Origin of the sequence: Gemmobacter sp. (assembly GCF_046292685.1) — a bacterium.
In the GTDB taxonomy this organism is placed as follows: domain Bacteria; phylum Pseudomonadota; class Alphaproteobacteria; order Rhodobacterales; family Rhodobacteraceae; genus Wagnerdoeblera.
Genome location: NZ_JBKBQM010000011.1, coordinates 1 through 12,825 on the forward strand (window position 1 = coordinate 1; position 12,825 = coordinate 12,825).

10 protein-coding genes are annotated in these 12,825 nt (G+C 67.9%); 2 read left to right on the forward strand and 8 right to left on the reverse strand.

Annotated elements, in window-relative coordinates; all coding sequences use genetic code 11:
* Positions 1 to 288: 288 nt before the first annotated feature.
* From ACK4S2_RS04780 to hmgA, 6 genes are all read right to left on the reverse strand, one after another.
* Complete coding sequence (locus ACK4S2_RS04780) at positions 289 to 633, reverse strand: aminotransferase class I/II-fold pyridoxal phosphate-dependent enzyme (protein WP_409620863.1); 345 nt, start codon at positions 631 to 633, stop codon at positions 289 to 291.
* Between the two features lie 52 nt (positions 634 to 685).
* Entirely contained in the window at positions 686 to 892 is a 207-nt protein-coding gene (locus ACK4S2_RS04785) for a DUF2783 domain-containing protein (protein WP_409620866.1), read from the reverse strand.
* 4 nt (positions 893 to 896) lie between these two features.
* Positions 897 to 2,501 carry an FAD-dependent oxidoreductase gene (locus ACK4S2_RS04790; protein WP_409620869.1) on the reverse strand — a complete coding sequence of 535 codons (1,605 nt, stop codon included), beginning with the start codon at positions 2,499 to 2,501 and terminating at the stop codon, positions 897 to 899.
* Positions 2,502 to 2,507: 6 nt separating this feature from the next.
* The gene (locus tag ACK4S2_RS04795) at positions 2,508 to 3,458 is read right to left on the reverse strand and encodes an MBL fold metallo-hydrolase (protein ID WP_409620872.1); all 951 of its coding nucleotides are present in this window, start codon (positions 3,456 to 3,458) and stop codon (positions 2,508 to 2,510) included.
* Between the two features lies 1 nt (position 3,459).
* Positions 3,460 to 4,716, reverse strand: a complete 1,257-nt coding sequence (fahA, locus tag ACK4S2_RS04800; RefSeq protein WP_409620875.1) for a fumarylacetoacetase — start codon at positions 4,714 to 4,716, stop codon at positions 3,460 to 3,462.
* Positions 4,717 to 4,787: 71 nt separating this feature from the next.
* A complete protein-coding gene (gene hmgA / locus ACK4S2_RS04805) occupies positions 4,788 to 6,143 on the reverse strand; it encodes a homogentisate 1,2-dioxygenase (protein WP_409620878.1) in 1,356 nt (451 codons plus the stop codon).
* 141 nt (positions 6,144 to 6,284) lie between these two features.
* On the opposite strand from hmgA, the gene ACK4S2_RS04810 reads away from it, so the two are divergent.
* A complete protein-coding gene (locus ACK4S2_RS04810) occupies positions 6,285 to 6,743 on the forward strand; it encodes a MarR family winged helix-turn-helix transcriptional regulator (protein ID WP_409620881.1) in 459 nt (152 codons plus the stop codon).
* A gap of 109 nt (positions 6,744 to 6,852) precedes the next feature.
* Here the strand turns inward: ACK4S2_RS04810 and ACK4S2_RS04815 are convergent, their stop codons facing one another.
* Complete coding sequence (locus tag ACK4S2_RS04815) at positions 6,853 to 9,129, reverse strand: glycosyltransferase family 2 protein (RefSeq protein WP_409620884.1); 2,277 nt, start codon at positions 9,127 to 9,129, stop codon at positions 6,853 to 6,855.
* A 164-nt stretch (positions 9,130 to 9,293) separates the two neighbouring features.
* Here ACK4S2_RS04815 and ACK4S2_RS04820 point away from each other — a divergent pair, with 164 nt between their 5' ends.
* A complete protein-coding gene (locus ACK4S2_RS04820) occupies positions 9,294 to 11,525 on the forward strand; it encodes a hypothetical protein (protein ID WP_409620887.1) in 2,232 nt (743 codons plus the stop codon).
* Between the two features lie 111 nt (positions 11,526 to 11,636).
* Here the strand turns inward: ACK4S2_RS04820 and ACK4S2_RS04825 are convergent, their stop codons facing one another.
* Positions 11,637 to 12,782: a polysaccharide biosynthesis/export family protein gene (locus ACK4S2_RS04825; RefSeq protein WP_409620890.1), complete on the reverse strand. Its 1,146-nt coding sequence runs from the start codon at positions 12,780 to 12,782 to the stop codon at positions 11,637 to 11,639.
* Positions 12,783 to 12,825 lie beyond the last annotated feature (43 nt).

The window sequence follows — 12,825 nt, forward strand, 5'->3', positions numbered from 1 at the left end:
TCATGCCGCCATCAACGGCGGCCAAGGCCCGAGTGCGAAGATCCATGGAAAGTGGTTTGCCCATCCTGAACCCCAACATCTGCTCCGAGCAGACTGAATCACGCCTCGGCCCCGATGGGAACCCCCTCGCGATTCACGACGCTCGGGAACCGCTCAAGCCGAAGGCCGCGCCGGCCAGCGCGGGCCGCGGGTCGAAATCCGCAGCCTCCAGCCGCATCGGCCGAAAGGCGGGCAAGCGCGGCCGCCAGGCATCGAGCGCGCCGAGGTGGGTCGGTGTCTGCGCCGCGATCAGCCCGCCTTGTCCACCAGCACCTTGCCGATGAGGTCGAGCGCCTGCATGCCGCCGGTGGTCACCAGCACGTTGTCGCGGGTCAGGGTCAGCCCCGGTGCGCTGAACCGTTCGGCGATGGCATCGCGCAAGGCCGGCAGCCCGTCGATGGGGCTGTAGCCAAGGGCCGCCTGCGGCGTTTCGCGCACGGCGCGGGCGGCAAGGTCGGCCAGCGGGTCCACCGGCCAGACCGACGGGTCGGGCAGGCCGCCGGCCATGTTGACGAGATCGGGAATCTGCCCGGCCGCCAGGAACAGCCGGGTCACGTCGTTGGTCTGGCCGCGCCAGCGGGCGAATGGCGGCATCGGGCCCTCCCTTGCGTTGCGCGGCGCAGCGTCGGGGGCGCGGGCGCCGACGTCAAGCCCTGTGGCCGGATCCGCTCTGGCGCGCGAGGGCCAGCGCCTCGGCGATGATGGCCGCATCGCCGACCTGGTTCATCAGGATCAGGATGAGGCGGGCGTTCAGCGCGTGGCTTTCCGCCTCGGTCAACCCTTCGTGCGCGCGGATCAGCGCGGCATAGCTGGCATCGGCATCGCTCAGGTTGTTCGCGGTAATCAGCGCCATGGGCTCAGTCCTTGCACAGGCAGCGGGCGAGTGCTGCCGAAACCGCCGCCGCATCATAGGTCTGCCAGCGCGCGGCCACGTGCTGATCGGGGCGGATCAGGTAAACGGCGCCCGGGGCGGTGCCGAGGTAGCGGGCGCGCAAGGCATCGTTGGCGGCCAGCGCCAGGCGCGGCACGGTCAGCCAATGCGCGGCGTGGCTTTCGGGGGCCGCAGCGTCGATGGTCAGCAGGGTGAAGCCGTCCAGTTGCTGCAGCAGCCAGCCTTGCGGGATGGGGGCGTCGGGGCAGGGGCTGCCGGGGCGGCTGCGCGCCGGCATCGCGGCATCGTCCGGCCCGTTCAGCACCGACCCGTCATAGGTGCAAGGCACCGACAGCCGGCCCGAATTCACCATCGCCCGGGCAAAGGGCAAGGTTTCGGCCAACCCCAGCACCGCATTGCGGAACAGGCGCGATACGGGCGTCCTGGGGGTGATGAAGTCGGTCGCGCGGGTGGAATTGAGGATGTTGTCGTCCGCGCCATGCACGCGCTCGGCCTCGTAGGTATCCAGCAGCCGCTCGGGCGCCAGCCCGGCCATCACCGCGGCCAGCTTCCAGCCGAGGTTGTCGATGTCCTGGATGCCGGAATTGGCCCCGCGCGCGCCGAAGGGCGACACCTGATGCGCGGCATCCCCGGCAAAGATCACCCGGCCGTGGCGGAACTTCTCCATCCGGCGGCACTGGAAGGTGTAGATCGAGGTCCAGACCAGATCGTAGGGCACGTCCGGCCCCAGCATCGCATCCACCCGTGCCCGCACCCGGGCGGGGTCGAGCTCGGCCTTGCGGTCGATGTTCCAGCCCAGCTGGAAGTCGATGCGCCACACGCCATCGGGCTGCTTGTGCAGCAAGGCCGAATCGCCCGACTTGAAATGCGGCTCGAACCAGAACCAGCGTTCGGTCGGGAAATCGGCCTGCATCCTTACATCGGCGATCAGGAAGTTGTCCTCGAACACCCGCCCGTCAAAGCCCAGGCCCAGCATCCCGCGCAAGGGGCTGCGCGCCCCGTCGCAGGCGATCAGCCAGTCGGTGCGCAAGGCATAAGGCCCGTCCGGCGTGTCGATGGTCAGCGTTACCCCATCGCCGTCCGGGTCCACCGCCGTCACGCGGTTGCGGCCGCGAACCTCGATCGGTGCGCCCCGGGCCTGTTCGGCGCGGATGGCATCGAACAGGTATTTCTCGAAATAGGGCTGCTGCAGGTTGATGAAGGCCGGAAAGGCGTGGCCATCCTCGGGCAACAGGTCGAATTCATACAAGAGCCGGTCGTCGTGAAACACCTTGCCCACGTTCCAGACCACGCCTTTGGCCATCATCGGGCCGGCCGCCCCCAGCCGGTCGCAGATTTCCAGCGTGCGTTTGGCGAAACAGATCGCGCGGCTGCCTTCGCCGATGCCCTCGTTGTCGTCCAGCACCAGCACCGGCACGCCGCGCCGCCCCAGATCCAGCGCCATGGCCAGGCCCACCGGCCCCGCCCCCACCACGATCACCGGGTGATGCACGGGCTGCGCGGCATCCTGATCGGCCGACCGCGCGTAGGGATACATCGTGAAGTCGATCTGCAAGGGCTGCGCGGTCATGGTCCCTTACCCCTGCAAGGCCGCCCACATCTCCAGATCGCGCGCCGCGGTCCAGATGCGGGGATGCTCGATGCCGCGCGCTTCGTCATAGGCCCGGGCGACGTTGAACGGCAGGCAATGTTCGTAGATCGCGTAATCCTTGAACTTCGGGTCGCAGGCCGCGCGCACGGCATCCCAGGCTTCCTTCAGGCTGCCGCCGCGCGCGGTGATGCGCTCTACCGGCCGGAAGGTCGATTCGACGAAGTCGCGGGTGTTCTCGATGGCCTTGTCCACCATCGCCCGGCCCACCAGCGCATCGCCGCGCCCGGGGGCAATGGCATCGACCTGAAACGCCTTGATCCGGTCCAGCGTTCCGCCCCAGTCGCGGAAATGCCCGTCGCCGCAATAGCAGGCCGAGTGGTATTCCACGATGTCGCCGGTGAACATCACGTTCTGGTCGGGTACATGGATCACGATGTCGCCCGCGGTATGCGCGCGGCCCAGTTGCATCAGGTCCACCCGCCGCTTGCCCAGCCAGACCGACATGCGCCCGTTGAACACCGTGGTGGGCCAGGTCAGGCCCGGAATGCTCTCGTGCCCCTGGAACAGGCGGGGAAAGCGCTGGAATTCGCTATCCCAATCCTCCTGCCCGCGTTCGGCCACCATGTTGCGCGCGGCCTCCGACATCAGGATCTGCCCCGCGCCAAAGGCGGATGCCCCCAGCACCCGCACCGCGTGGTAATGCGTCAGCACCACATGCGAAATCGGCTTGTCGGTGACGGTGCGGATGCAGTCGATCACCTTTTGCGCCAGCCGCGGCGTGGCCTGCGCCTCCACCACCATCACGCTGTCGTCGCCGATGATGACGCCGCTGTTGGGGTCTCCTTCGGCGGTAAAGGCATAAAGCCCGTCGCCGATTTCGGTAAAGCTCGTCGTCTTTTCGCTCAGGTCGCCTTGCGAGGCGAATGCCTTGGCCATGTCAGTCTCTCCGGTAAGGGTCGGCCAGCGCGGGCAGCACCGTGCCCGTGCAGTCGCCGAAGCCGATGGTGTAGCCGTCGCCCGTGCAGGCGCCGCGCAAGGTCAGCGTGTCGTGGTCGGCGATGAAGCTGCGCGTGCCGCCATCGACCGCGATCGGCTCCTTGCCGCCCCAGGACAATTCCAGCAGGCTGCCGCGGCTGTCCTTCGTCGGGCCCGAAATGGTGCCCGAGCCCAGAAGGTCGCCGGTGTTCATCGGGCAGCCGCAGGTGGTGTGATGCGCCAGCTGCTGGGCCGCGGAATAATACATCTCGCGGTAGTTCGTGCGCGCGATCACCGTTTCGCGCCCGCCTTGCGGGGTCAGCCCCACCTCCAGCGCAATGTCATACAGCATCGGGCCAGGCTCCTGCAGATGCGGCAACAGCGGCACCTCGCGCGGCGGGGTGGGCACGCGGAACGGCTCCAGCGCTGCCTTCGTCACGATCCAGGGGCTGATGGTGGTGGCCGTCGCCTTGGCCTGAAACGGGCCCAGCGGCTGATATTCCCATGCCTGGATATCGCGCGCCGACCAGTCGTTCAGCAGCACATAGCCGAAGATCATCGCATCGGCCTCGGCCACCGTCACCGGGCCGTCCGAGGGCAGCCCCACCACCGCGCCCAGCTCCAGCTCGATATCGAACCGGGCCGATGGCGCAAGGCGCGGCGCCGCCTCGTCCGGCCCCTTCACCTGGCCCCAGGGCCGCCGGACCGGCGTGCCCGACACGATCACCGAAGACGCCCGCCCGTTATATCCGATGGGAATGTGCAACCAGTTCGGCGGAAGCGCATTCTCGGCCCCGCGGAACATCGTGCCCACGTTGGTGGCATGGTGGCGGCCGGCATAGAAATCGGTGTATTCGCTTACCAGGAACGGCAGGTGCAACCGCACTTCCGCCAGCGGGTGCAGGAACGGCGCCACCGCCGCCTGCTCGGGCGCGCCTTCGGCCAGCAAGGCCAGCAGCCGCGCCCGCAGCGCCGCCCAGACCTCGGGCCCCGCCGCCATCACCTCGTTCCAGAACGGCACATCCAGCAAGGGCCCGCCCGGCAGAGCCAGCAGCCCCGCCTCCTCCAGCCCGGCCACATCCAGCACCCGGTCCCCGATCGCCACGCCGCAGCGCGGCTCCTCGCCGGCCACCGAAAACACCCCGCACGGCAGGTTGTTCAGCGGAAACGGACACCCGGGTTCATTGGCCGCCGCGACCCACGCGCGCATCAAGGGCATGACGCCATCCTCATTTTCTGTCTGAAAATATCCCACGGGGGGTGCGGGGGGTGTGAAACCCCCCGCTTGCCTCATTTGACACCGGGTGTGCCGTCGAACTTCTTGTCCAGGCTCGCCCAGCAATCGATGTAATCGTCCTGCATCGGCGCGGCCTTGGCGGCCCATTCCGTCAGATGCTGCGGAAAGCGGGTCTCGAACATGAAGCTCATGGTCTCGTCCAGCTTTTCCGGCTTCAACGCCGCGTTCGAGGCGCCTTCGAAGGCAGTGCGGTCCGGCCCGTGCGGCAACATGCAATTGTGCAAGGACATGCCGCCGGGCACGAACCCCTTGGGCTTGGCATCGTAGATGCCATAGATGTTGCCCATCAGTTCCGACATCACGTTCTTGTGGTACCACGGCGGTCGGAAGGAATGTTCGGCCACCATCCAGCGTTCGCGGAACAGCACGAAGTCGATGTTTGCCGTCCCCTCCAGCCCACTGGGCGCCGTCAGCACCGTAAAGATGCTGGGGTCCGGGTGGTCGAACAGGATGGCCCCCACCGGCGAATAGGTGCGCAGGTCGTATTTGTAGGGCGCATAGTTGCCGTGCCAGGCCACCACATCCAGCGGGCTGTGCCCGATGGCGGTTTCATGGAATTGCCCGCACCATTTCAGGATCACGCGGCTTGGCGCCTCGCGGTCCTCGAAGGCGGCGACGGGGGCCTTGAAATCGCGCGGGTTGGCCAGGCAGTTGGCGCCGATCGGCCCGCGGTGGGGCAGGGTGAAGGGCACGCCGTAATTCTCGCACACGAAGCCGCGGCAGGGGCCTTCCAGCACCTCGACGCGATAGACCAGCCCCCGCGGCAGCACCGCGATTTCCTTGGGCTCGAGGTCGATCACCCCCAGTTCGGTGCAGAATCGCAACCGCCCTTCCTGCGGCACCACCAGCAACTCGCCATCGGCGGAATAGAAATATTCGTCCCGCATCGATTCGGTCACAAGGTAGACATGCGCCGCCATGCCTGTCTGGGTATTCACATCGCCGGCCGTCGTGACCGTGCGCATCCCGGTGATCCAGGTCAGCGGTTCGGCGGCATGGGGCACCGGATCCCAGCGATACTGGCCAAGGCTGATGACATCGGGCAGCACATGCGGCGCCGATTTCCACAACGGCACGTCGATGCGGCGAAAGCGCGTGGTGTGCTTCACGCTGGGCCGGATGCGATAGCACCAGGTGCGTTCGGGGTGCGGCTTTGTAAAGGCCGAGCCCGAAAGCTGTTCGGCATAAAGCCCGTAGTTGCATTTCTGCGGGCTGTTCTGGCCTTGCGGCAAGGCACCGGGCAGGGCCTCGGTCTCGAAGTCGTTGCCGAAGCCGGGCATGTAGCCGTCCGTTGTGCCGGTTTGGGTGGCGGCGCGCACCATGCCGGCGGGAAGCGCGTGGCTGGTCATGGGATCCCTCCTTGTCCTGCCTTCGGAACCTGATGGCGCCGGATAATGGTTGCATTCGCAACAAAGTCAAGCAAAGATGTGGCAGGCCTGCAGGAATGTTCCGGCAGGCCGCGCCAATCCGCTGCCGGCAGGACATCCGCGATGCGCGAAACCGCCTTCGATCTCGAACGCTTTCTGCCCTATCTGCTCAACCAGGCGGCCGAGGCGACCTCGCGCGATTTCCAGGCCACCTATCGCGCCGCCTATGGCCTGACGCGCACCCAGTGGCGGGTGCTTGCCAACCTGGGCAAGTTCGGCGCCATGACGGCGCGTGACATCTGCCGGATTTCTCATATGGAAAAGACCAAGGTCAGCCGCGCGGTGGCGGCGCTGGAGGACGGCGGCCTGCTGGCCCGCGCGCCTGACCCTACCGACCGACGGGCCGAGATCTTGTCGCTGACGGCGCGCGGCGCCGAGGTTTTCGAGGATCTGGGCCGCCAGGCGCTGCGCTACGATGCGGCCTTGCGCGCCGACCTCGGCCCCGAGGCGGTGGCGCATCTGGACGCGCTGATGACCCGGCTGATCGCGCGCGGCGCCGGATTGCCCGCCGACGAGGATTGACCCCGCCCCGGCCTTGTGCCGGGGCCTCTGGCCGGATCGTCCCGCCGCCGAGGGCCGGAGGTCCCGGGTCAAGCCCGGGACGGGCTTTGCGGCCGATGCCTGCCGGGCGCTAATGCGCCGCCCCGCCTTCGTGCTGCACGGTAAAGAAGAACCCGGGCGCCACGGAATCGGCCAGGGCAATCTCGTCGGGCACCACCTGCGGACCGGCGTTGAACACCGCCGAGCCGAAATGCGGCGTCAGGCGCGAGAGGCGGCGCATTCGTGGCCCGGTCAGTTCGGCATGAAAGGCGGCCTGTTCCGGGCGGGCCTGCAACTCGGCGATCTTGGCCTTGTGGGCGGCCACGCAGCGCTGGTGCGCGGCGCGGATGTCGGGGTCGGCCATCAGCCGGTCCCATTCGGCTTGCAGCAACGGGATACGGGCCTGGATGCTGCGATCCTCCACCACATTGTGGTTCATGCGGAACCAGTAGTGCAGGCCCTGGTCGCGGTCCACGTGGTTCACCCGGCCGCGGTCGCGTTTCACCAGAAAGCTTTCGGCCGACCGCACGGCATAGTGGTTCAGCTGCACCCAGTCGTAGCCATAGGTTTCCAGCGTGCTGCGCCAGCCGTTGCGGAACATCTCCTTCGGCATCCGCTTGCCCGACCCGTTGAGCCATTTCACCTGGTCCCACAGGTCGGGCTTCAGCCCCTTGGGCCGGTGGACGCCCAGTTTCTTGTAAAGCTCGATGTTGCGAAACAGCGTCTTGAAGCCCCAGGCCTGATGCGGCTTGCGCACCACCTCGGGGGCGCACAGCACGAACTGGTCCAGCAGGAAACGGTCCTCATACCCGTCCACATCGCTGTTGCCGAACAGCCGCCAGGTAAGCGAGATCATGTTGGCGCCCGGCAGCGCCGCCTCCATCGCGGCAAACAGCGTGGGCAGCCGGCCATCGCCCAGCTTGATGTTGATGAATTCGTCCACATCCATGCAGATCGCCCAGTCGGCGTTCTGGATCACGGGTTCGGATTCGGCGGCCTGAAGCGCGGCGTGCTGGGGCTTCAGCTCGCCCCCCGGTTGCCAGGGGTTGACGCGGTGCTGCACGATGCCCTTGTCCTGCAACAGCATCAGGAAGGTATCGGTGCCGTCGGTGCAATCGTTGGTATAGACCAGAAAATCCTGCACCCCGATGGCGCGGTGCCAGGCGACCCATTCCAGAATGAAGGGGCCCTCGTTCTTCATCGTGGTGACGATGGCGGTGCGGTTGCCGATGGTGCGCTCGGCCCGGATGGCGCTTGCAGGGGCGCGTACCGGCTTCCAGTCCAGCGCCTCGGCCAGGGCGATCAGCGCCGGATCCTCGATCAGCGAGGTCTTGGGCGCCAGTTCGGCCGACGACCGCCCGGGCACCCGAATGGCCATCGCGCGCAGAAAGGGCACCACCACGCCCGGGTCGGGCTTGGCGTAGCTGACGCGCGAGCCGCGCCAGGTGTTGTCCAGCCCGGCCTTGTCGGGGGCGACACCCCAGCGTGCGATGCCGCGACGGGCGTCGAACTGACGGCAGATGTGGTCGCCGAAGCGGGCGGGCTGGCCGGTGCGCACGCGCCAGGGGTAGATGCGGTGGCCGACCAGAAACACCACCCCCTGCCGTGCCGCGCGGCACAGATCGAATGCCGAAGGCGCCCCTGCATCGCGGGGGGGCAGGATGTCGCACGGGTCCAGCAGCAGCACCGCGCGCGCCTCGGCCAGATAGCGCCACTTCAACGCCTCCAGCACCAGCCCTTCGCCCAGGGGGGCGCGCCAGGGGTCGGGGGCGGGCACCGGCATCCGGTCCTTGCCCGGGGCATCGGGGGCCAGAAACGGGTGGCTTTCGGGGCCAAGCCCCGGCTTGCCCAAGGGAACGTCGGGTTCCACCAGCACCACGCGCACCGGCAGGTCGCCAAGCGCATCGGACAACGCCTGCGCAAAGGCGGCGTGCCCGGTTTCCGGCGGCGCGCGGTTCACGATCAGCGCGCCGTCGGCGCCGTGCCGGCGCACATGCCAGGTCAGCCATTCGGCCACGGTCTGCGCCGGTTCGTCGATGCGAAACCCCAGCAGGACGTTGCGACCGGCCAGCAATCCGCGTTCGTGCGAGGTTGCGGCAACCTCGGCGCCGCCCCCTGCGGCCAGCGCCAGCACCCTGGGCCCGCGCGCATCGTAAAGGATGCCGCCCCCCACCTCGCGCAGTTCCAGCGCCTCGGCCCGGGCGGGGCCGGGCAGCGGATCGAGCAGCCCGCGGTCGGTGCCGCTGGCCAGAAACACCCGGAACCGCCCGGGGTCGCCGGGTTCGGCCACCGCATCCAAGGCGGCCAGCCCCTCGGCCAGAAGTTGCGCCTGCATCGGCCGCCGCAGCACGCTTGCCTCTTGCCCCATTCCTGCACCCCTTGACCCACCGCCCGGTCTGCCGCCGAACCTTGTGCCCGCGATAGCACATGCGCGCGGTCGCGCAAAACCTTTGCCCGCGGGGCCGGCGAATTATGCTGGTGTTCTGCCGCAATTCGGCCAGAAACTCGGTTCATTGCTGGCCGCAGGAAACAATGCGGCAAGAGAACGAGGAACGCATGGCCCGGGTGCGCGAAGTCGGAACGCTGTGGATCGGCGGGGCGCTGAGCTGGCTGGAACAGCTGTGCCTGAAATCCTTTGTCGATCAGGGGCAGCGCATCACGCTGTTTTCCTACGAGGATATCCCGAACGTGCCCGCCGGCGTGATCCGCCGCGACGGGCGCGAGATTCTCGATACCGACGACTTCATCAAATACGAGCGGAAAGACAGTTTTGCCCTGTTCGCCGACCTGTTCCGCCTGCACATGGTGCACCGATGCCCCGGCATGATCTGGGTGGATACCGACGTCTATTGCCACCGCCCGATGGACTATGACGACGATGTCGTGCTGGGCTACGAACTGCCCGGCAGCCAGCGCGTCAACAACGCCGTGCTGGGGCTGCCGTCCGACAGCGCGATCTTGGCCGACATGCTGGCCTTCACCGCCGACCGCTTTGCCATTCCGCCGTTCCTGAAGCCCAGGCTGCAGGCCGAATACCGTGCCGCCGCCGCGGCCGGAACCCCGGTGCATGTCAGCCAGCAGCCCTGGGGGGTCTGGGGGCCGATGATGGTCACGCATTTCGTGCAGGCGCATGGGCTTGCGGGGCAGGTGCAGCCGCTGGATGCCTTTTACCCCGTGCCCTTTCCCGAGCGCACGAAGTTCCTGCGCCGCCGCGCCGTGGTTGAGGGGATGCTGACGCCGCACACCACCGCGCTGCACCTTTGGGCCTCGAACAAGCGCGAGCTTGGGCTGCGCTTTGGCGGCCTGCCGCCCGAAGGCAGCTATCTGGCGCATCTGGTGCAGCGGCACGGCATCGTGCCCGAAGCCGCGCCGATCAAGGGGCGGGGCAAGCTGGTGTTCGATGCGGGTCTGCTGGACCGGATCGGGCTGAAGGACGTGGCGACCTTTGCCGACATCGGCGGCACGGCACAAGGGCTGGCGCTGGCCGCCCACGCCCGCTGGGACTGCGACATCGTGTTGGTGGACCTGGACGCGAACGGCAGCTTTCCTGCGCAGGAAAGCCCCTGGGTCGGGCCCTATCGCGCGCAACTGGCCGCGCAAGGGGTGCCCGCTGCCAAGGTGCGCGTGGTGCGCGACACGGGCGGCCTGCGGCCCTGGGATCTGATCGTCACGCTGTCGGGCTTTGGCGATGTGCACAAGATCAAGCACCTTGCGCCGGTGCTGGACCGCTGCCTGCACGCCGACAGCCGCCTGATGCTGGACGTGCGCAAGGGGTCGGGGGCGTTTCCGTTTCTGCGCGGGCGGGGCAGCAACGTGCCCTTGTCCACCCGCAACGAGGGCGAGGTGGAAATCACCCGCATCCTGTTCACCCCGAACCCGCCCGCGGAAACCGCGCCGGCCGACCCGGAATGGGCCGCACTCGCGCGCGGGCTTGCCGGCCCGCAAGGGTTTTTCCGCGAAGGCGGCGCGCATTCGTTTCTGTTCATCCCGCGCGGGACCGAAACGCTGGTGGTGACCTTCGACAACCTCGACATCGCCATGAACAAGCGGGCCGAGCGGCGGCCCTGGGGCTTCGAGTTCATCGAGAAACAGGGCTGGTCCATGCTGGGGGTGATGGCGAACGGCTGGACCTGGTACCGCGACCCGTTCGTCTGGCAACAGTTCGACCGGCTGCGCGACGAAGGGTTCTTTGCCCGCTTCGGTCGGGTGGTGTTCTATGGCGCCTCGATGGGCGGCTATGCGGCGGCGGCGTTTTCGCCGGCCTGCCCGGGGGCGGATGTGGTGGCGATTTCGCCGCAATCGACGCTGGACAAGGCGGTGGTGCCTTGGGAAACCCGCTACAAGGTGGCGTGGGACCGCGATTTTTCCGGCCCCTACGGCGATGCGGCGCAGGTTTCGCACGGTGCGCGCCGGGTTACGCTGCTTTACGACCCTTACGAGCCGCTGGATGCCGCCCATGCCGACCGCTTTGCGGGCGCGAATGTGCTGAAACTGCGCACCCCGCTGATGGGGCACCGGCTGGGGTCCAGCCTGCACCAGATGGGCATCCTGAACCCGATCATCCTGGGCGCGCTCGACGGCACGCTGACGGCGGCGCAGTTCTACACCGCGTTGCGGGCGCGGCGCGATTTCGCCCGCTATCAGCGCGAGTTGTTCCAGCGCGCGGTGGACCGCAAGCACCCCGAGCTTGCGCGCCGGCTGGGGCACTGGGTGTTGCGGCGGGGCGAAAACCGGGCGATCCGGCTGGGGTTGCAGGCGTTGTGATCCGGTGGCGAGCCGGGAAGGGCCGCAACCGCCGGCCCCCGGTTCTCTGTGCCCGGCGCGCTTTGCCCGGGCCGGGCACGGAGGGCGGCACAGGCCGCCCCCTTGACCGGTTCAGTTGCCGGTGCCCGAACCGACCGTGGCCAGCGAATCCGCCGCCGTCGCGGTGCCGGTGATGGCATTGATGGTCTTGGACCACTGCACGAAGGGCGCCTCGGTGACATAGACGGTGTCGCCATCGCGCACGACGAAATCGCGGGCGTGGAACATGCCCATCGGTTGCGTCAGATCCAGCACATAGACCATGCGCTGATCGCCTGTCAGGTCGCTGCGGCCCAGCACCTTGTTGGCGATCACGTCGGGTTCGTTGCGGAACACGAAGACCCCGGTCGGGTCGGCCAGGTTGGTGTTCAGCCCGCCGACCTGGGCGATGGCCTCGATCGCGCTGAGGGTCTGGGTGTCGAAGGGCACGCGGGTCTGGGTGCCGGTGGCCCCCATCGCCACGAAGGCGCGGCGGTCCTGTTCGACGACGATCCGGTCGCCGGGCCGCAGCGCGATGTCGAGCGCCGGGTTTTCGTACAGATCCTGCAACCAGACCTTGCGCGTGGTCTTGCCGCGCGTCACGCGCACCTGCGCCACCGCCGGTTCGATGGCAACCCCGCCTGCGCGTGCCAGCATGCCCGACAGCGTCCGCGTCGGCCGTTCGATCGGATAGACGCCGGGCCCCGCAACCCCGCCCGACACCGACACCGCCGACCCGTCGCCGGCCACGCGGTTGATGAGCACCTGCGGGTCGGGTGTCTGGGTATCCAGTTCCTTGGTGATCGCGGCGCGCAGCTGGTCGGGGGTGCGGCCGGCGGCCTTGATGCGCCCGGCATAGGGCACGAAGATATACCCCTTGTCGTCGACCTGCACGTCGGTCAGCACCGACACCCGCTCGCCCGCGGTGGACAGCAGCGGTTCGTCCTTGACGTTTTCGAAGATCTGCAGGTTCAGCACGTCGCCGGCGCTGATCGTGTCGGCGCCGATCCGGCCCGCCGCGGCAAACGACTGCGGAAAGCTCAGGTCGGGGATCACCGAAGTGGCGCGTGTCACCCGGTCGTTGACCGCGACGACAAAGGCGTCGCCTTGCTGAAGCACGCTGGAGGCAAAGATTTCGCGCTTGTTGGGGCCGGAACGGGGCAGGCCACAGCCTGCAACACTCGCCACAACAGTCGCAAGGACCAGATACCTGGCCCCGCGGGACATCATCATGTTCACTGCTCGGGCTCCTTTTCGGAACTGCCTTTTTGGTGTTTTGCGT